General features: G+C 44.1%; 19 protein-coding genes. 18 read left to right on the top strand and 1 reads right to left on the bottom strand.

What is annotated here, in order from left to right:
* Nucleotides 1-368 precede the first annotated feature (368 nt).
* A complete protein-coding gene (locus QFZ77_RS17265) occupies nt 369-1,013 on the top strand; it encodes a carbohydrate binding domain-containing protein (RefSeq protein ID WP_307449587.1) in 645 nt (214 codons plus the stop codon).
* Between the two features lie 176 nt (nt 1,014-1,189).
* The gene (locus tag QFZ77_RS17270) at nt 1,190-1,636 is read left to right on the top strand and encodes a GNAT family N-acetyltransferase (protein ID WP_307441333.1); all 447 of its coding nucleotides are present in this window, start codon (nt 1,190-1,192) and stop codon (nt 1,634-1,636) included.
* A 57-nt stretch (nt 1,637-1,693) separates the two neighbouring features.
* On the opposite strand, the gene QFZ77_RS17275 is transcribed toward QFZ77_RS17270, so the two are convergent.
* Nucleotides 1,694-2,473 carry a helix-turn-helix domain-containing protein gene (locus QFZ77_RS17275; RefSeq protein ID WP_307441334.1) on the bottom strand — a complete coding sequence of 260 codons (780 nt, stop codon included), beginning with the start codon at nt 2,471-2,473 and terminating at the stop codon, nt 1,694-1,696.
* Nucleotides 2,474-2,624: 151 nt separating this feature from the next.
* Here QFZ77_RS17275 and QFZ77_RS17280 point away from each other — a divergent pair, with 151 nt between their 5' ends.
* The 16 genes from QFZ77_RS17280 to QFZ77_RS17355 all read left to right on the top strand — a co-directional run bounded on the left by QFZ77_RS17280 (nt 2,625) and on the right by QFZ77_RS17355 (nt 20,132).
* Nucleotides 2,625-3,398, top strand: coding sequence for a phytanoyl-CoA dioxygenase family protein (locus QFZ77_RS17280; RefSeq protein WP_307441335.1), 774 nt, complete (start codon nt 2,625-2,627; stop codon nt 3,396-3,398).
* A 1,256-nt stretch (nt 3,399-4,654) separates the two neighbouring features.
* Complete coding sequence (locus QFZ77_RS17285; RefSeq protein ID WP_307441336.1) at nt 4,655-5,191, top strand: PDDEXK family nuclease; 537 nt, start codon at nt 4,655-4,657, stop codon at nt 5,189-5,191.
* A gap of 175 nt (nt 5,192-5,366) precedes the next feature.
* Entirely contained in the window at nt 5,367-6,149 is a 783-nt protein-coding gene (locus QFZ77_RS17290; RefSeq protein WP_307441337.1) for an amino acid ABC transporter substrate-binding protein, read from the top strand.
* A 12-nt stretch (nt 6,150-6,161) separates the two neighbouring features.
* A complete protein-coding gene (locus tag QFZ77_RS17295; RefSeq protein ID WP_307441339.1) occupies nt 6,162-6,842 on the top strand; it encodes an amino acid ABC transporter permease in 681 nt (226 codons plus the stop codon).
* A gap of 11 nt (nt 6,843-6,853) precedes the next feature.
* Complete coding sequence (locus QFZ77_RS17300) at nt 6,854-7,606, top strand: amino acid ABC transporter ATP-binding protein (protein WP_307441341.1); 753 nt, start codon at nt 6,854-6,856, stop codon at nt 7,604-7,606.
* Nucleotides 7,607-7,763: 157 nt separating this feature from the next.
* Nucleotides 7,764-9,404, top strand: coding sequence for a putative bifunctional diguanylate cyclase/phosphodiesterase (locus QFZ77_RS17305; protein ID WP_307441343.1), 1,641 nt, complete (start codon nt 7,764-7,766; stop codon nt 9,402-9,404).
* 552 nt (nt 9,405-9,956) lie between these two features.
* Nucleotides 9,957-11,021, top strand: a complete 1,065-nt coding sequence (locus QFZ77_RS17310; protein ID WP_373462615.1) for a Gfo/Idh/MocA family protein — start codon at nt 9,957-9,959, stop codon at nt 11,019-11,021.
* Nucleotides 11,022-11,050: 29 nt separating this feature from the next.
* Entirely contained in the window at nt 11,051-11,911 is an 861-nt protein-coding gene (locus QFZ77_RS17315) for a sugar phosphate isomerase/epimerase family protein (protein WP_307441345.1), read from the top strand.
* Nucleotides 11,912-11,951: 40 nt separating this feature from the next.
* On the top strand, nt 11,952-12,821 hold the full coding sequence (locus QFZ77_RS17320; protein ID WP_307441347.1) for a sugar phosphate isomerase/epimerase family protein: 870 nt from the start codon (nt 11,952-11,954) through the stop codon (nt 12,819-12,821).
* Nucleotides 12,822-13,411: 590 nt separating this feature from the next.
* Nucleotides 13,412-15,073: a sensor histidine kinase gene (locus QFZ77_RS17325; RefSeq protein ID WP_307441350.1), complete on the top strand. Its 1,662-nt coding sequence runs from the start codon at nt 13,412-13,414 to the stop codon at nt 15,071-15,073.
* An 8-nt stretch (nt 15,074-15,081) separates the two neighbouring features.
* Nucleotides 15,082-15,741: a response regulator gene (locus QFZ77_RS17330; protein ID WP_307441352.1), complete on the top strand. Its 660-nt coding sequence runs from the start codon at nt 15,082-15,084 to the stop codon at nt 15,739-15,741.
* A 392-nt stretch (nt 15,742-16,133) separates the two neighbouring features.
* Complete coding sequence (locus QFZ77_RS17335) at nt 16,134-16,877, top strand: YveK family protein (protein ID WP_307441353.1); 744 nt, start codon at nt 16,134-16,136, stop codon at nt 16,875-16,877.
* Entirely contained in the window at nt 16,861-17,496 is a 636-nt protein-coding gene (locus QFZ77_RS17340) for a CpsD/CapB family tyrosine-protein kinase (protein WP_307441354.1), read from the top strand. Before QFZ77_RS17335 ends, QFZ77_RS17340 begins: the two co-directional genes overlap by 17 nt.
* A gap of 50 nt (nt 17,497-17,546) precedes the next feature.
* The gene (gene galU, locus QFZ77_RS17345; RefSeq protein ID WP_307441355.1) at nt 17,547-18,485 is read left to right on the top strand and encodes a UTP--glucose-1-phosphate uridylyltransferase GalU; all 939 of its coding nucleotides are present in this window, start codon (nt 17,547-17,549) and stop codon (nt 18,483-18,485) included.
* Nucleotides 18,454-19,170, top strand: a complete 717-nt coding sequence (locus QFZ77_RS17350; RefSeq protein WP_307441356.1) for a sugar transferase — start codon at nt 18,454-18,456, stop codon at nt 19,168-19,170. The genes galU and QFZ77_RS17350 overlap by 32 nt, the downstream gene beginning before the upstream one ends.
* 29 nt (nt 19,171-19,199) lie before the next feature.
* Entirely contained in the window at nt 19,200-20,132 is a 933-nt protein-coding gene (locus tag QFZ77_RS17355; protein ID WP_307441357.1) for a glycosyltransferase, read from the top strand.
* Nucleotides 20,133-20,140: the final 8 nt, after the last annotated feature.

A 20,140-nucleotide genomic window follows, 5' to 3' on the forward strand; every position in this document is an offset into this window, starting at 1 on the left:
TACGCGTATGCGAAATGATGACGAGATGAAGGTCACGCTCATGAATGAATGTTAAGGGGACTGCTGTGGCAGCCCTTTTTTTGATTTAATCAGAAAGTATAGAATGACTTTTAGATCCATATTGAATTTGTAGACAATTTGTTGAAACGAATGCATATCTTTGTCCCTCCACAGACTTTATAATGAACGAAGTCATAAAATGAAAGCGCTTTATAATATAACGATTATTCCAATTTTAGTTAGAAAGGAATGGTAATTAATGTATCGATTTAGAGGTTCGCAGTTTCTATCTGTTTTCCTGTCTTTTTTAATGGTGCTTTCGGTATTTTCGGGTATTTCCCGGAAAAGCAAAAGCGGACCCGCTGCCGATTCTTCCTAACAGTGGATTCGAGCAGGTTTCTGGTGGAAAGCCTGTTGGCTGGTCCGTTATGAGCGGGACGGTGACATCTTCAACGTACACCGTGCACAGCGCAGTTTACAGCGTACAGTTAACGGATAATAGCAGTACGGCATCCGTTGGTCTGCGCAGTCAGAAGATCTCGGTTACGCCTGGCAAAGATTATGAGGCTTCCGTGTATTCTTACAATGCACAGGCCAGCTCGTCCCTTTATCTGGAGTTTTGGGACGCGAGTAACACACTCATCCTTTTCCCAACAGCCACTAATAATACCTTAAATCAATGGAAGCAGCTCGGAATCAGTCAAACTGCTCCGACAGGAGCTGTTTACGCAAGCCTGAGAGTCTATTCAGGGCAAGGGAACATCGGAACATCCTATTTTGACGATGCGGATTTCCGGGAGTTGGTGAAGGATCCGAATACGCCACTAAGGAACGGAGGAATGGAGAGTACGATTGATGGAATGCCTCGCTACTGGGATTCTATCTTCGGCGGAAATATTACATCCTCCCTAGAGAGGAAGCGTTCGGGAGATCGCAACGTTAAAATGGTGGATACGAGCGCAACCGCTGGCATAGGAGTCCGAAGTCAGAAAATGATAGTATTCCAAATGTGAAAAGGACGTGCTACTAACAGGTTCATCCTATATGGAATCAAAGTTTTGGTGGAGAAGCGCGCTATCGTGGCGGCTTCTCTTTTTTATTTTGAATAACGGCAATACAAAATTTATCATTGAATATTAATTCATATATTTGTATAATTATGCAATATCGAAAATGGAGGGAATTATTAATGCCACTTATCGTGAGAGACGCAGAACCTGATGATGAAAACAGCTTGACCGAATTAATGTATGAATACATCGTAGGATTTTATCAGAAACCTAGGCCAGTCGATGGAAAAATACATAAGTTGATTCAAACCCTTTTAGAGAAACAATTAGGTATACAGTTTGTCGCAGAACAAGATGGAAAGCTAGTCGGCTTTGCTACCTTATACTTCGCATTTAGTACGATGAAAGCGGACAAAATTGCCATCATGAACGACCTTTATGTCATTGAGCCATTTAGAGGAACAGAAGTGGAATCAGAACTGTTTTTAGAATGTCAAGGTTACTCAAAGGATCAAGGATATGCGTATATGTCTTGGATAACGGCTCCTGATAATAAACGAGCTCAACATTTTTTTGAGAAAATGGGTGGGGTTCAAGGGGATTGGGTTAACTATTCCATTATCTAAGGCATAGTGATTAATTTGGCCGCTGATCCGCTCGAACTAACGATCAGCGGCCCTGTTTCATACACGGAATGTCCTTCGATAGGCGGAAGGGCTTATTTGCATTTGCTGCGAGAAGACACGGCTGAAGTAGAAAGCATTCTGAAAGCCGCACTGCTCAGCAATGGCATCGAGTGTGTCTGGCGTTTCGGCCAGCAGCAAGCGTGCTCGGGATAGTCGAACCTTTGTTGCATACCGAATAGGTGACATACCATACGCAGCTTGAAATCGCCGTGTAAGCTGAGATGCGCCAATACCAAGTGTGACAGCTAGCCCCTGCAAGGACAGTTCATGTTCGAAAGCCTGCATTTCTATATAAGCAGCCGCTTGATTCATCAAGGGATCAGACGTTCCGGATCGCTTACGCTGCGCTGTGAGCTGCTCCCGATTTGCCATGAAAAGAAGGTCTTCAATGAGATGATGAACGACCTCCCAATGAAGATCACCATGATCCGCTTCTTCCTGCCATTCTTGCAAATATTGAAAGGTGGAGCTGAGCCTACCTACATCCTTGATGCGGATTTTACCTGGCAGCGTCCAACTACTATCTAACGTGAATTCAGCGAAATGAAAAGAGATTGGTTCAAGAGCAAGGCGCCTGAGCGTTTGGCCTGGCTGGCAAAAAACAAGTTCCCCGAATTCGGCAATCCGTTCCCCTTGTTCAGCGCCCTCTAAAGTGTAGGAGAATCGACCGGATTGGGCAGCGAGCATCCCCCAGCCATCATAAGTGTCTTCGGATAGAGAAAATTGCTCTCTTTGTTTACCAAAATAGTACCGATTAATTTGGAGCTTTCCAAACATGTACTCACCCTCCAATTTCATGCAAAAAAGTATATGAATTAGTATAACCTAGTGCATGGATTAAGGGAATGCATGGCTGTAATATAAGGTTATAAGAAAGTCGATCACACAATGTGAGAGGCAAAAAAACAAATGAGAGGTGGAGATTTCAATGAGAAAGAAATCTTTGAGTATTTTAACAGAAGAGCAGCTTCAAACGTATAACGAGCAGGGGTACTTGGTACTGCGGGGCGTATTTACAGAACATGAAGCGAAAGTCATCCAAACGGAATGCGATCAATTGCTTACATTAGGCGATTATACCGATAAGTTTAACATTCGTGCAGGTCACAAGGTCTATGCGGATGGCCGAGTTGCGATCGAACGTCTGGACCCCGTTCATGACATTTCCGCGGTATTTGCTGATTTAGTGAAGGATGAGCGCATTTTATCACCACTGCGTGATATTTATTTGGACGAACCGCTTCTTTTCAAGGATAAACTCATCTTTAAGCTCCCAGGCGGGAATGGCTACTCGATGCATCAGGATGCTTCTTGGTGGCAAGGCTTCCCGATTGAAGGTCTGATCTCGGTGATGGTGGCAATTGATGGGGCGACAACGGCAAATGGCGGGTTGGAATTGTTCCCAGGCTATCACGAAAGATTGCGTTCCACGCCAAGTGAGCTGCGCAACATGAATGCGGAAGAAATTGCTGAGATTGATCCTACAAAAGGTGTTATCGTAGAAACAAATCCAGGTGATGTGATCATCTTCCATTCGTTTACACCTCATCAAAGTGGGGCCAATTTGTCCGACGTAAGCCGCAAACAGTTGTATTTGACATACACGCCTAGTAAGAATGGGAATCTATATAAAGCGCATTACCAACACTACCAACGCTATAATTTAAAAGGTAAGGACGCATCCAGCTATCATTTTATGTAGGTAAATAAAAGAGAACTGCCTTTGGCGGTAGGTCTCTTTCATCCTTCTAGCATAAATACCGCCGGAAATCGACTTCTCAGCAATCAGTCCCACGCGTCAGTGCAGAATAAGCTCGGAAAACGCGCTTAATCGATGCGGATCCGAACAAATAGGCGCGGAAGCCGCGCTTAATCGTGCGCCCCCAAACAAATAGGCGCAGAAACCGCGCCTACAGCGAGAGTTCCGCGAGCCGAAGCTCGCCGGTAGAGCCTGAGAAGTCGAAAATCGACTTCTCAGCAGTCCATCCCGCGCCGTCCGTGCAGAATAAGCGCGGAAAACGCGCTTATTCAGGCGCCCCAGAACAATTAGGCGCGGATACCGCGCTTACAGCGAGAGCTCCGCGAGCCGAAGCTCACCGCCAGAGTCTGAGAAGTCGAAAATCGACTACTCAGCAGCCCGTCCCGCGCCGTCCGTGCAGAATAAGCGCGGAAAACGCGCTTAATCAGGCGCCCCAGAACAATTAGGCGCGGATACCGCGCTTACAGCGAGAGCTCCGCGAGCCGAAGCTCACCGCCAGAGTCTGAGAAGTCGAAAATCGACTACTCAGCAGACCAACCCGCGTCGTTCGTTCAGAATAAGCGCGGAAAACGCGCTTAATCAGGAGCCCCAGAATAAATAGGAGCGGATACCGCGCTTACAGCGAGAGCTCCGCGAGCCGAAGCTCACCGGTAGAACCTGAGAAGTCGAAAATCGACTTCTCAGCAGTCCATCCCGCGCCGTCCGTTCAGAATAAGCGCGGAAAATGCGCTTATTCAGGCGCCCCAGAACAAATAGGCGCGGATACCGCGCTTACAGCGAGAGCTCCGCGAGCCGAAGCTCACCGCCAGAGTCTGAGAAGTCGAAAATCGACTTCTCAGCAGTCCATCCCGCGCGTTCGTGCTGAATAAGCGCGGAAAACGCGCTTTTAGCTGAACGTGAAATAGCCCCTATAGTTTAATTGTTAAATTTTGTATGATATGCTATCATTGAATAAAAATAATATCAAACGGTTGTGAAGCACACGCCGCTTTTCTAGATCAGCATCAGCTGTTCGGAGGAGCGGTTTATTTATTTTCTGGAGGTGGGCTATACATTTATGAATGAATTTGAAAGAGCACATGAAGCCTTTTTAGCTAAACAATTCGATGAGGGACGGGGAGCGTTTAAAGCGACTTAAAGAGGGTCATGGACATGCGGAGAAGTAGATTTGGTGGAACGCATTTGGACATTTTCAAGACTTGCATCCGGAATATGAGATCAAAGATTTTCGCGACGGTACGCGCTTTTTGGATTTCGCCTTTCTTCGCCACTCACTCAGACTAGCTATTGAAATTGATGGCTTTGGTCCTCATTTCACTGATATCAGTCGTTCCCAATTCTCAGACCAATTAATCCGACAAAACCACCTTATTTTAGATGGTTGGAAAATTTTTCGTTTCTCTTATGATGATGTAAAAAACCGACCTCGCATGTGTGAGCAATTAATCCAGCAATGCATTGGCAGACACTTTGGAGATGTATTTAACCACGTAATAGAGCTTAATTATATTGAAAAAGAAATCATTCGTTTTGCCCATGCATTAGGAAGAGCAATCAAACCTGCTGATGTTCAAAAACAATTTCAGTTCCGACAAAGAAAAGCACAAGAAACTCTTAAAGGAATGTATCAGAAATCACTCCTTGAACCTGCTGGAGAAGGTCATGCTCGTGTGCGATGCTATAGAGTAGCACAGCACGTGCTTTCAAGTTGGGAAGGTTTGGCGGGTTGGGACTGAGAAGCCGATTTCCGGCCTTCAGACTCTACTGATTCGTTCGTCTCTTTCGTCACCTTCGTCTTGCACTTATCTCTGGCGCATATTTTCTCACACTACATTTTTTTTCTTAAAATTCCTTCACATGGGGAATAATACCTTTAACTCAAAAAGGGTTATTTCACAGGGGGTTATTAAAATGAAAAAATTTCTTGCAACAACTGCAGTTACTGTAGTAATCCTGACTTCGATAGGCTGTAGTTCGACTAAACCAAACGCAACACCGTCAGCATCCTCGCCGAGTAAGGCCGAAATTACGATTGGCACAGAAGGTACGTATGCACCTTTCACTTTTCATGATAAGGCTGGCAAGCTGACCGGGTTTGATGTCGAGACGGCAGAAGAGGTATGTAAACGGATTGGCATGACGCCGCGGTTTGTTGAAACCAAGTGGGATGGCATGATTGCGGGACTCGATGCGAAGCGGTATGACATGGTGGCCAACGAAGTGGCTGTTCGCCCGGATCGTTTGGAAAAGTACGACATGTCGACGCCTTATATTGTTTCCCGCGCTGTTCTTGTGGTGCATGCCAATAATACGAATATCAAGACGTTGGATGACCTTAAAGGCAAGAAGGTTGGACAATCCCTCGATAGTAATTACCGGAAAATTGCAGAAGAGCACGGAGCCGCAATTACCGCTGTGGAGGGTTTTAATCAAGCGATTGATCTACTGACTTCGGGCAGGATCGATGCGACGCTTAACGATAGTTTGTCCTTTTTGGATTTGAAAAAGCAGCGTCCTGAACTCCCGATCAAAACGGTTTATGAGGAGCCGTCAGCGACGAGCAACGCCTTTTTGTTCCGCAAGGGAAGTACGGATTTAGTTAGCAAAGTAAATAAAGCGATAGCAGACATGAAATCGGACGGTACATTGGTTCAAATTTCGCAAAAATGGTTCAATGCCGACGTAACGAAGTAAGGACCTAGCCTAATGACAAATGAACGTCTTGATCGAATCATAGGGATCCTGTCCGATTCCTTCTTTCCTATTATAAAGGCGGGGCTTACATACACAGTTCCGCTTACTTTAATCACATTTGCACTAGGACTTAGCTTGGCATTCATCACGGCGCTTGCTCGCTTATCGGACTTTGCCATGCTCCGGGCGATAGCGAGATTTTATGTTTGGGTTTTCCGCGGCACGCCATTACTTGTCCAGTTGTTTATTCTATTTTATGGTTTTCCGAGTTTGGGAATAACGCTGGATCCTTTTCCGACAGCCATTATCGGGTTTACGTTAAATAAAGGAGCGTACAGCTCCGAAATCATTCGCGCCGCGATATTGTCGATTCCAAAAGGCCAAAGTGAGGCAGCTTATTCGATCAATATGACGAAATGGCAGGCGATGAGGCGCATTATTTTACCCCAGGCCGTGCGAGTCGCTATTCCTCCATTAGGAAATTCCTTCATAAGTTTAATCAAAGACACTTCATTGGCGGCCACGATTACGGTCACGGAAATGTTTCAGAAAGGGCAGCAGATTGCAGCTGTTACTTATGAGCCATTATGGCTTTATATCGAGGTGGCCTTCGTTTATTTAGTTTTCAGTACCGTTCTTTCCTATTTCCAATCCAAGCTTGAGATCCATTATGAACGAAACATTGCCAAGTAAGGGGGCCCAGCATGATTCGAATGGAAGGGATACATAAACATTTTCATGACCTCCACGTCTTGAACGATATTGATTTGGATGTTGAAAAAGGGAGCACGACCGTCGTTATCGGACCTTCCGGTTCCGGCAAAACGACCCTATTAAGATGTCTGAAATTATTGGACTTTCCAGATCAGGGGACCCTCTCGATAGCCAAAGCGACAATGACATTTTCAGGTGAAGTCAAATTGAATAAGACTGACATCCGGTCCATCCGTAAACAAACCGGTATGGTGTTCCAGAACTATAACTTATTTCCCCATTTAACCGTTTTGCAAAATATTATGGAAGGCCCTGTTATTGTCCTTAAACAATCCTCGAAAACCGCGAAGGATAAGGCTTTATCCATCTTAGATAAGGTCGGACTTAGTGATCGTGCCGATCATTATCCACATCAACTGTCTGGTGGACAACAACAACGGGTAGGAATTGCCCGAGCAATGGCGATGAACCCAGAGGTACTATTATTCGATGAACCAACGTCTGCGCTTGACCCGGAATTGGTAGGCGAAGTGCTAAAGGTGATGAAGGATCTAGCTTTTGAAGGAATGACGATGGTCATTGTGACTCATGAAATGGGCTTCGCCAAAGAAGTGGCGGACCAAGTTGTCTTTATGGATCGAGGCGCGATTGTGGAGAGAGGAACGCCAACCGATATTTTTGACGCTTCAACGAATGAGCGGACCTTGCAATTTTTGAGAAAAGTGAATCGGAAAACAGTTTAAGAAGCCTTTTGGACTGATATCCCCAAATAGAGAAAGGCATGCTTTAAAAGAAAGGATGGAAGGAAAAAGAAGGAAAATGAAGTTTTCTGTCGAATGCTATATCCAGTCAACTTAGAGACAGTTATAGGGTTGTTGTGAGTATAGAGGAGTCGTTTATATGATAAATCCTGCGAATAAATTACTTGATGTTAAGACACTCCTAAGCATGATGGATAATATGGAAGACTCGATTTACATCATGAGTGTTGATGGATCGGATATCAAATACTTTTATGTAAATCATGCCGCTACAAAATTCAGTGGAATTACAATGGATGCTGTCGGTCTATCGTTTTTTGATATAAACACAAGCCAGATGGCGAACTATTTACATAAGAAATATACGAGAGTGGTTACCGAACGACGAACCATTAAGTATGAGGATGGCGTTGTTCTACCCAATGGTATGTTAAGCGGAGAAAGTATACTTACGCCTATTTTCAATGAAAGCGGTGACATGGAGTTCATCGTCACCGTTACTCGAGATATTACCGAGCGTAAAAAACACGAAAATTTGCTTTATCATTATGCCTATCATGACGATCTTAGTAAGCTTTATAATCGAAGATTCTTGCTTGAGCATGTGCACAATCCATCGATCATTTATTTACTTGATCTGGACTATTTCAAAAACATTAATGATATTTTCGGACATGATGTAGGTGATACCGTACTCGTAGAGGTCGCAAATCGTCTTGTTGAGAAATTTGGTGCGGATTATATACTTGTACGATTAGGTGGAGATGAATTTGTCGTCGTAGCAATGGGTGCACTTGGACAAGCTGAGGAAACTGCCGACCAAATTAGTCAACTTTTTGTGGCTCCCTTTACGGTAAATGATCATCCAATGAAGTTAAGCGTAAGTATTGGTGTGGCTCAAAGTGTGAATAGTGAAACCATTCAAACGCTTTTAAAACAAGCGGATATTGCCTTGTATAAAGCCAAAGGGGCGGGAAGAAAAAGATTTCATATCTTCGAAGCTTCATCTAAATACGACCATGTTGAGAATTTCATTCATGAGCTTGCACTCTCAGTAGCGGTTGAGAAAGAAGAATTGCATTTGCATTATCAGCTTATTTATAATCCGGTTCGGGAGGAAGTCATTGGAGCCGAGGCTCTACTTAGATGGAACTCTGCCAACATGGGAATGATCCAACCCAATGACTTTATTCCGGTTGCCGAGGAAACGGGATTGATAATTCCGATTGGATACTGGGTCATCCGGCAAGCTTGTAAGGATTGGCATCTTTTAAAAGCAGAATATGGTCCACTATTTAAAATTTCCGTCAACATTTCGAGGATTCAATTAAATGAACAACTTTTCGTTGATCAAATGCTTCAAATATTGGAAGATGAGCATGTGGACCCACGTGTAATGGAATTAGAAATAACGGAAAGCACGACGATTCACTCGATGGAAGATGTCCAACAAACGTTGCGTAGATTGCGTGCTGAAGGATTTACCATTGCTTTAGATGATTTCGGAACCGGCTATTCCTCGTTAAGCATGTTAACCTTACTTCCTATAGATAAGTTGAAGATTGACAGGTCTTTCATTTGCGAAATGAATGTGTCTCTAATTTCAGCCATTTTAGCCATGGCCAATGCACTGAAACTGCAAGTAATCGCAGAGGGCATCGAGACGTATGAACAATATAGGATGTTAAAGGAAATGAATTGTTGGGGAGTACAAGGTTACTATATCAACAAGCCAGCCGAGTATGCCTTATTACCCAAACAGGTGGTTGTTAGAAAGTAGATGCGAGGTCAACGTCCAGTGTGCATGCTGATGACGTTGATCTTTTTTTGTTTTACATGAGGAGCGTTCACACGAACTAGTTGATTAAACAGCCATAATATACCCAAGCCTACATAAAGAAAGTCCATATACAAACCTTGTTGTATCTTGTATCTTGTTAAAATTGACACATCGCATCGTACAAGGAATTTGGGATTTGTGGTGGGGCCAATATTTGGCGTTTTTAATGGGTTTTCATTTTCAATATGTCAGTATAACAGCTTTGGTTTTAATAGTTTTGCTTTATCCATCGGCGCTATGATTGGCAATGTGGGCGGGGGTTATTTGTATGACTTGGGGAGCATGCTCGGTTGGTGCGCTCTACCTTGGTTTAGCTTCTTCATCGTTGGGCTAGTTAATATTTGCTTTATGCTCAAAGAGCAAAGGACTCCTTCAAAATGAAAGCCTTTTTTTGACCATATAATCCATGGATATGCTCATCCTATGCATTCTACCTCAGCAAAAATCATGCTATCCTGATTGCATATGACACGAAGGAGGCAAGTATTTGAAATGAGCATAAACAAATTGAAAATTGGTGTAATCGGAGCAGGCTCGATATCTGATATGCACTTTGAGTCCTATGTTAAGCAAGCAGACGCAGAATTGGTTGCCGTATGTGATTTGAATCGTCAAAGAGCGGAGGATAAAGCCGCCAAGTATAATGTTGAGCATATTTACACAGATTATCGGGAGCTTCTGGCCAATCCAGAGGTGGAAGCTGTAAGTATTTGTACATGGAATAATACACATGCTGAGATTAGCATTGCAGCTTTGCGTGCTGGCAAGCATGTTCTTGTAGAGAAACCACTTTGCAAAACCGTGGAAGAGGCTGAGCGCATTCAAGACGCCGTTCGTGAAACAGGGAAAATTCTGCAGGTCGGTTTTGTACGCAGATATGATACCAATGCACAGCTCGTTAAGCGCTTTATCGATAATGGCGATTTGGGAGAATTGTACTATGCCAAAGCTTCGTGTCTTCGTCGATTAGGTAATCCAGGGGGCTGGTTTGCTGACTCGGAACGATCTGGCGGAGGACCTTTAATTGATATTGGTGTACATGTGATTGACTTATGCTGGTATTTAATGGGGAGACCTAAACCTGTTTCGGTCAGTGGTCATACGTATAACAAGCTCGGGAATCGGGCAAATGTACGCAATCTTTCCTTTTACAAAGCAGCCGATTATAATGTGGATTTGAATACCGTTGAAGATATGGCCAATGCCTTAATTCGGTTTGAAAATGGGGCTTCCCTCATGGTTGATGTTAGCTTTACCCTTCATGCCAAAAAGGATGAAATCGCGGTCAAGCTGTACGGAGATAAGGGCGGAGTGGAATTGGAGCCGGAGCTTGTTCTCGTCACGGAAATGCTGGATACCATTTTAAATGTAACGCCGCAGACAGATAGCAAATCTATTAACATAACAGAAGCTTTTAATCAGGAGATCAGTCATTTTCTAAGCTGTTGTCGAACTGGGAATTCACCGATTAGTCCTGTTGAAGATGGACTTACTATGATGAAAATCCTTTGTGGTATTTATGAATCAGCTGCCAAAGGCCAGGAAATCAGATTATAGCAACTAGGGATAGATAGGGAGGAACGGATATGAAAGTTGGCGTTAGTACGTATAGTTTATTTCAAGCTCTGAAGTCTGGAGAAATGGACATTATTGGTGTTATTGACTGGATTGTCGATCAGGGTGGCGAACATGTTGAGATTGTGCCCCTTGGCTATGAATTAACTGGTAATTTGGAGCTTGCAGATGAGATTCGAGTTAAGGCGCAGTCACGCGGCATCGAAATATCTAATTATGCGATTGGAGCAAACTTTCTAACTGATTCTCAAGAGGCCTATGAACAGGAAATTAAACGGGTCAAAGGGGAAGTCGATATTGCTGCAAGGCTTGGTGTACAAAGAATGCGCCATGATGTCGCACAAAGTGAGGATCGTTCTATTGCGAACTTTAACAAAGAACTTGAACGTATGGCGGAGGCCTGTCGGCAAATTGCTGACTATGCTTCGCAATATGGCATCATAACGAGCGTTGAGAATCACGGATACTTTGTGCAGCATAGTGACCGCGTTCAAACGTTAATTCAAGCCGTAGACCGTGCCAATTTCCGCACAACGTTAGATGTAGGCAATTTCATGTGTGTAGATGAAGATCCTGTTGCTGCGGTGAAAAATAATCTGCCTTTCGCTTCGATGGTCCATGTGAAAGATTTTTACCTTCGTCCTTCATATCAAAATCCAGGCAAGGGTTGGTTTCAGACCCTGCAAGGCAATCATTTGCGCGGCGCTATTGTGGGTAATGGTGATATTGATATGAAAGAAGTATTGCGCGTTATTAAAAGCTCCGGCTATGACGGATTCATTTCCTTGGAATTCGAAGGTATGGAGGAATGCAAAATGGGTACGATGATTGGATTGCAAAATATTAGAAGGTTATGGGAAGATGTGGAATAGGCAATATAATTCAGCGATACGAAAGGTGTGTTGATGACATATGGGGAATCCGATTGGCATTATGGTTGACAGTCTGCGTCTAGGCTTGCGCGATGGTTTGAAGAAAGCCAAAGAGCTCGGTGCAGACGGAGTACAAATATATGCAGTTTCAGGTGAGATGGACCCAGCGAACTTATCACCTCAAGCGCGTAAGGAATTAAAAGCTTACATCGAGTCATTGGGGCTTAGCATCTCTGCTTTGTGTGGGGATTTAGGCGGTCATGGCTTCCAAGATCAGTCGGTGAATGCAGACAAAATTGAAAAATCAAAGCGTATTCTCGACCTTGCGGTTGAGCTGGGAACAAAGGTCGTAACCACTCACATCGGTGTCGTGCCTGAGCAGGCCAATGGCCCTATCTATGAAACGATGCTGCATGCGTGTGAGGAATTAGGCGTGTATGCAAGCAGCTTAGGTGCTTATTTTGCCGTGGAAACTGGTCCGGAAATAGCCGCTCATTTGAAAAGCTTTCTAGATGCGTTGTCCACCAAAGGCGTTTCGGTTAACTTTGATCCGGCGAATATGGTGATGGTGACTGGCGATGATCCTGTTCAAGGGGTTATCACGTTGAAGGATTATATTGTCCACACGCATGTGAAGGACGGTATCCGGCTGCGCCAGGCAGACCCTCGTGAAGTCTACGGTTCACTCGGTTATCAACCGATGAGTCACGAGCTTATCGCCGAGGCAGCGACATCAGGACCTTACTATCGAGAGCTTGCTCTAGGTGAAGGTCATGTCGATTTCGAGCGATACTTTCAGGCGCTTCGTGACATTGGTTATACGGGCTATTTGACCATTGAGCGTGAAGTTGGGGAGAAGCCTGAGGTAGACATTGCGAACGCGATTGCGTTTATTCGGAAATATCAGTAAATGATGGAGAATCTTCAGAGGATTATCAGAACATCATCAGAACATCATCAGAAATGACAAGAACTCGCAATTTTGCGGGTTCTTTTTTTATATGGTCAGGTTGAGTGGTCGAAAATAGACCGCTCAAGGTCGAAGCGGGGGAGAAAGTGCTCTGAGAGGTCAGCAGCAAGTGACGCGAACAAAAGCCAGCTCGCGACCTGAATGGTCGAAAATAGACCGCTCAGTGTCGAAGCGGGGGGGGGAAGTGCTCTGAGAGGTCCGAAAAGGACCCAAAACGACCTAAAAAGCGTTAATAAATGAAAATTCCGCAGGAAATTCATGGTACAAAAGGATGAATTTTTTTATAGCAATGAAATCCTTTTCAGTTTTTTATTCGTCAAATGGTTAGGTCTATGTAATCAAAACATCTAGACCTTTACTCCTGAAAATTGCTATTTTCCATTTAATGAGACACAAAACTACAATTAATACGAAGTATATAGTCATATACAGGCCTTTTGACTGTAAAAATTTAACTGTTATGATAAAGGTAAACTTGGGTATTGTTTAAGGAACCAAATACAAATATCGGTTAAAGGATGATTACACAAATGAGAAAGCTGTTCTCTGGTGAAAGTAAAGTCTTTTACTTGTACCGGTATATTTCGCTCGCAGGGACTTCGTTAGTGTATGCCATCGAGGATCGTGGCCCCCCATTAGTTATCAAAATTGGCATCATACTGGTGCTATTCATCTTTGCCAAGTGGATTACGGATATGTATACCCAAAGTGGCCAAGCCTCTCGCACAATTAAAATAACCGTAGGCTTGGAAATGACCGGGATGATGATCCTGCATCTTCTAAGCGGCGGTATGGACAGTCCGTTTCTGTGGTGCGTATTCAATCCCGCCTGGATGGCTGCCAGCTATCTTTCCTCGGTTTATTGCTGGTTTATGATGCTGAGTTACTTCTTATTCGTCACCGCATTTTCCTACTTTTTTGCCAATGACCAAACGCAAACGCTAGCCACTATTTTGCTTAATGAAAATCGATTTTACCTGATGTTATTGTTCATGACGCTCTCCATTCAACTATTAGCTGGTGTCAAAAGTAGGCTTGAGATTGCGAACGCTCGAACCACGGAGACGATGGAGCATATGAAGTCGCTGTATCAAATCGTGGAAGCAGCCACGCATAGCGAATCAGAGAATTTGAAAATCATTTTTGCTGAGTTTGCTCTAAAACTGACCAAACTCAAGATGTCCTTCTTCTGGGATGTCAATGGGAATGGCGGACACGATCCCCTTATTACCCAGGGTATCACGCCAGTTGGTGTAGAAGCTTCCCTGTCTGCAGCTATTGAAATGCATGCGGCCGAACTCAGACAGCTAGATAGTTGTATGGTGATGAGTCTTCCTGAGCATGGTGATTTTCTCGTGATTCCTATCAAGTCATCGACTCGATTCTGGGGAGTGATGGGGGTGAAGATTGAGCGCTCCAGCTATGAGGAAGGTAGACATTGGTTCGTCAAACAGTTGTATTTTCTTTCTGAGCTTTGCGCCGTCATTTTGGAGAGGCACCAGCTCGAGCGTATCGAGAACCAGCTGATGATTATCGAGGAGCAGAATCGGATTGCCGATGAGATGCACGACAGCGTTTCGCAGTACATTTTCGGAATTGTGTATGCCGTCCATTCACTCAGTCGCAAATGGAAAGACATTTCAACAGATCAGATCAAGGAGCAGCTCCAAATCATCCAAGAGTCATCTGTCGCAGCTTCTCAAGAGCTTCGTTCAACCATTTATAGTCTTAGCTCTAGGAAAAATGGCGGTGCTTTTTGGATCACTACCGTCAAATCTCATCTAGACAGTTTGTCCAAGCTGCACGCTGTGAAAGTAACCTTAAATGTGACTGGAGATGATCATGGTCTACAGGTCAATTATCAAAAGGCTTTGTTCAGAATCATATCGGAAGCAACTGGAAACGCCATTCGTCATGGCCGAAGCAGTCACATTAAGGTAGATCTCAGTATGAAGTCAGATGAGGTGAAGCTGTCGGTCTTAGATAACGGAAGTGGATTCAGTGTAACAGAACGTCTGTCTGATCCTAAGGTATCCGGGCTTGGCGTAAACAACATGGAGCTGCTTGTTCATTCTTTTGGCGGAACGATTAACATTCAGAGCACGAAAGGAAAAGGTACACATATTCAAGTGACCCTCCCATCCGGGCATCAGGATAAAAAGGAACTAAATGAACTTCAAATGATGGGCTAAACAAGGTCATGAAGGCTATTCCCATTCTAACGAAAGCAGGTGGTACTGTGAAAGTTGTTATCGTAGATGATCATCCGTTGGTGCGAAAAGGGTTGTCAGCTGTGCTAAAGCTTGAAGCTAACATCGAAATTTCTGGCGAATCGGAAACGGTGGAGCACGCGTTGGAGTTAATCAAGGAAACGAAACCGGATCTGGCTATCGTGGATCTTAAGCTGGGGAATCGTTCTGGACTCGAAGTGGTTGAGATGATTAAAGATTCGCCATGCCGAAGTATCATTCTGACGTCATCGACCTCGGAGCAGGATGTAAGAAGGGCAGAGGCTGTGGGTGCGGATGGTTATGTACTCAAAGAAGCACTGCCAGAAGAATTGCTGCTTGCAATTAAATTGATTTTCAAAGGTAAAAAGTATTACGATCCAGGTTTAATGGAAATGTTGTTCAAGAAAGAGGAAGAAGACAGCTTCAGTAAGCTTACGCCGAAGGAGCGGGAAGTGTTAATTGGTCTTGGAGAGGGTTTGTCCAATCAAGGAATGGCCAAGAAACTGATGGTCACCGAGTTCACAGTCAAGAAGCACGTTAGCCAAATTCTAAACAAACTATGTGTCAACGATCGTACGCAAGCGGCTTTGTTAGCGCAATCCAAGGGACTAGTCAGCAGTTTTCAGTAAGCCATTTAAGCATTCATGGTCCGAAAGTATACCATTGCTTTATTACATATAGCCATTGGTGGATACACGAAATAGACCCGAAAAATTATAATATCGGGTAATATCATAATTCTGGGAATTCATATAGTATTTGTGTATAACCAACTAACTGACAAAAAGCGGCATTCTTCATTCCTTTTGATCGTAGAGTGCTTCACCTAGGCTACTAGCTAGCTAACTCTGTCGAAAAGAGATTGTTGAATGCTCTGGCTAAAGGAGTGATTGAATGTCGGTTCGATAGTGGGGGTACAGGCTAATAAAACGCTTTCATTGCAAATATCATAGCTCAATTTATTGGGAAAAGCAAGACTGTTTTCATCGATTTTTTAACTATTTTTTTTCGGGAGGGTACCATGGAGAAATCGATCTTGGATTACTTTGTACTCATTCGCAAAAAGCTGTGGATGATTGCGCTGTTCGTTCTTCTCTCGTGTCTGACAACGTTCTATGTCAGCAAGACATTCGTCGAGCCTGTTTACAAGGCGAACACACAAGTGCTGGTTAGCAGCACGTTCAAGAGTGAAGAGGCGATAGATCTTAACGATGTGTCGATGAACTTGAATTTAATTGAGAGCTACAAGGAAATCATGAAGTCAGATCATATCATTCAATTGATGTTGCAGAGTCACCCCGAATTCGGAATGACCCAGAAGCAGCTGGTGAAGAATCTGAAAGTGAGCTCCACGGATAAAACACAAATTATCAAAATTGAGCTTGAGGATCATAGCTATGAAAAAGCGGTTGTGATTACCAAGACACTTGCTGATACGTTCATTAGTGAAGTACCAAGCTTGATGAATATGAATAATGTCAAGATTCTTTCTAGTTCTGATGCTGCTGTGAAGCCATTACCAGTCAATTCCAGCGTAGTCATCAATCTTGCTTTGAGCTTCATTTTATCAGCGATGGCAGCCATTGGTGTTTTCTTCTTCTTTGAAAATATGAATGATACCATTCGTTCTGAAAAAGAAGCCGAGCATATCGTTGGACTGCCGGTACTTTCTTCCATCGGAACGATTAAAAAGGGTAAAGCATCTAAACCTTCGCGTGCACGAAGCAGAGAGGTAGGGGAAAAGGCATATGTCGCAGCTAAGTAATGTTCTTGTGGCTGAACTGGATCCGATTTCGTCGGTCTCCGAAGCTTATCGTTCCTTGCGGACAGCGGTACGCTATAAAAAGGTTGTACCAGCAGGTCAAGGAATGGTGCTCATGGTTGCATCTCCCAAGGCGCAAGAAGGCAAGACGACGACCCTTGCTAATCTGGCTATTACCTATGCTCAGGAAGGCAAGTCTGTCGTGATCCTTGATTGTAATTTACGGCAACCAGCCCTGCATGAGATGTTTGGTGCCAAGAATTCGAAAGGCCTGATCCACTTTTTAAATAAGGGGATAACCGCCCAAGAAGTCATTACACCGACAGGAATTATCGGGCTTGATCTGATCGCTAGCGGTGGTCAACCGCTGAATCCATCCGAGCTGTTAGGCTCCGCCCAAATGAATGCCTTGATGAACGGGCTCAGGCAGCGATATGAAGTCATTCTCATCGATTCGCCATCAACACTTGACTATACAGATGCTTGTTTACTTTCTGAGTATTGTGATGGCGTGATGCTAGTTGCCAAAAATGGCAAGACAAAGCGAGATTGGGCTAAGCAAGCAAGAACACAGTTAGAGCAGTCTGGAGCCAGAATGCTTGGCATTGTTTTCAACCAATAATTGAATAATTGAAGGCTAGACTTTCCATAATCGATAGGAGGATGAGAGAGATGAAAAAGGTGAAAAAAGCAATTATTCCGGCTGCGGGATTAGGAACGAGATTCCTGCCTGCTACGAAAGCGATGCCCAAAGAGATGCTCCCAATCATCAACAAACCGACTATTCAATACATCGTGGAAGAAGCCATCGAATCCGGAATCGAAGATATTATTATTGTTACCGGTAAAGGGAAGAGGGCAATCGAAGATCACTTCGATAATGCTTTCGAGCTAGAAAGCAAGCTGCTGGAAACAGGGAAGCTGGAGCTTCTCAAGGAAGTTCAGCGTTCATCCAAGGTAGAGATTCATTACATTCGTCAAAAAGAACCCAAAGGTCTTGGGCATGCGGTCTGGTGTGCAAGAAGGTTCATTGGGAATGAACCATTCGCTGTGCTGCTGGGCGATGATATTGTCACAGGGAAGGTGCCCTGCCTAAAACAACTCATTCAGCAATATGAATTATCAGAAAATTCAGTTATTGGCGTACAAACCGTACCGCCAGAGCTTACCAATCGTTATGGCGTCATTGATCCAGGTGAGCAAAATAACCGCCTGTATCAAGTGAAAGACTTGGTTGAGAAACCAAAATTAGGCACAGCCCCTTCCAATCTTGCCATTATGGGTAGATATGTGTTCTCCCCTAAAATCTTTGAATTTTTGGAGCTTCAGGAGAAAGGCGCTGGCGGAGAAATTCAGCTAACAGACGCGATTCAGAAGCTTAATCAAATAGAACGAGTGCTAGCGTATCATTTTGACGGTATCCGTTATGATGTGGGTGAACGTCTCGGTTACATTCTCACGACAATGGCGTTCGCCTTGGAGAGTAAAGATCTTCGGCCCGATGTACTTGAAGCGATGGCTGCCATCCTTATCAAGGAGCAATATGAACCAATTCTAGAGCATCTGGGAGGTGGAGACCATGAGCTTGCGCGAACTGCAGGAGGATTATGAGTACCTGGGACCTCAGAAAATTTCCCAGAAGAGCTACTACACGGCTGCTACTCCTAGACCGCAAGAAGGGAAAAGCGCTGCTTCCTATTTGTTTGTAAAACGGATGCTCGATATTATGCTATCCCTCATGGGCATTCTCTTCCTGACACCGTTATTTATCGTCATTGCTATCTGGATTAAGGTGGAAGATCCTAAAGGCTCCGTTTTCTTCAAACAAAATCGAGTAGGTAAAGACGAAAACCTGTTTCCGATGTATAAGTTTCGCTCGATGGTGTCCAATGCGGAAGAGCTGAAGCAGCAGTTAATGAGTCAGAATGAAGTTGAAGGCGCAATGTTTAAAATGAAGAATGATCCTCGCGTTACACGCGTCGGACGATTACTTCGCAAAACAAGTATAGATGAGTTGCCACAATTGTGGAACGTACTCGTCGGTGATATGAGCTTGGTCGGACCAAGACCGGCTTTGCCGAATGAAGTTAGCGAGTATACACCATACGAGAAGAAGCGTTTGGCCGTTACACCTGGTTGCACGGGTTTATGGCAAGTAAGCGGACGAAGTAATTTAAGCTTCGGGCAAATGGTTGAACTCGATTTGACTTACATCAGAGAACGAAGCATTTTTTATGATTTGAAAATCATCTTGAAAACAGTTTCGGTCCTTCTTGGCTCCAAAGATGCCTTTTAGAGAACAGAAGGGAAAGGAGTAACACCATCGTGCTTATTCAGCCAAAACCAAGGGTATCCATTGTCATCTGTACCTATAATCGTGCGGATTTGCTTCAAATCACTTTGAACTCGTTACCTGCTTTAAAGGCTATAGACAAAGCTGAGATTCTCATTGTGGATAACAATTCCACTGATCATACGCGCGAGATCTCACAATCGTTTATTCAGCGTCAAGCAGGGGGGACGGACATTCATTATCTATTTGAACAAACCCAAGGGCTTTCGGCTGCGCGAAATAGAGGTATTCAAGAAGCTAAGGGTGATATTGTTGCCTTTCTCGATGATGATGCAGTTCCTTGCATGGAATGGATTCGCACCATCATAGACACCTTGGATAGTCGGCAGGATGTCTATGCGATGGGAGGTGTGATTCGACCTCGTTTCGAAAGTGAACGGCCGAAATGGTTGATCGAAGCACTAGAGCTGCCTTATACGATTGTTGATATGGGAGCAACTGTGCACGAGTATCCGATGAACAGGCATCCATTTGGCGCGAATATGGCGATTCGCAAATCCTTTCATGACAAATATTTGTTCCCAACCGACCTAGGTAGGAAGGGAACACTGCTATTGTCTGGTGAGGAATCCTGGATATTTGAACAGATGAAGAAAGAAGGGAAGGCTATTCTTTATCAGCCTTCCATGGTGGTTGATCACTTCATCCCGGATAGCCGCTTGTCGAAAGATTGGATCAAACAGCGTTATTATTATCAAGGTGTTACGAATGGCTCGATGCATAAGAGTTATATCAGCAAGCTTGTTCTTCTAGGTAAGGTTGCCAGCAAGGTGCTCTACATTGCCGTAGATGCCTTGTTCGCGCGTACCGAAGGAAGAAAACTGCTGATTACATGCCGATTGCAAAGCATAAGAGGCACGCTAGACACGCTCAGTAGACGTGGAAAAATGCGCTTAACAGGGTGAGGATACTG

It is taken from the genome of Paenibacillus sp. V4I3 (assembly GCF_030817215.1).
Lineage (GTDB): Bacteria > Bacillota > Bacilli > Paenibacillales > NBRC-103111 > Paenibacillus_E.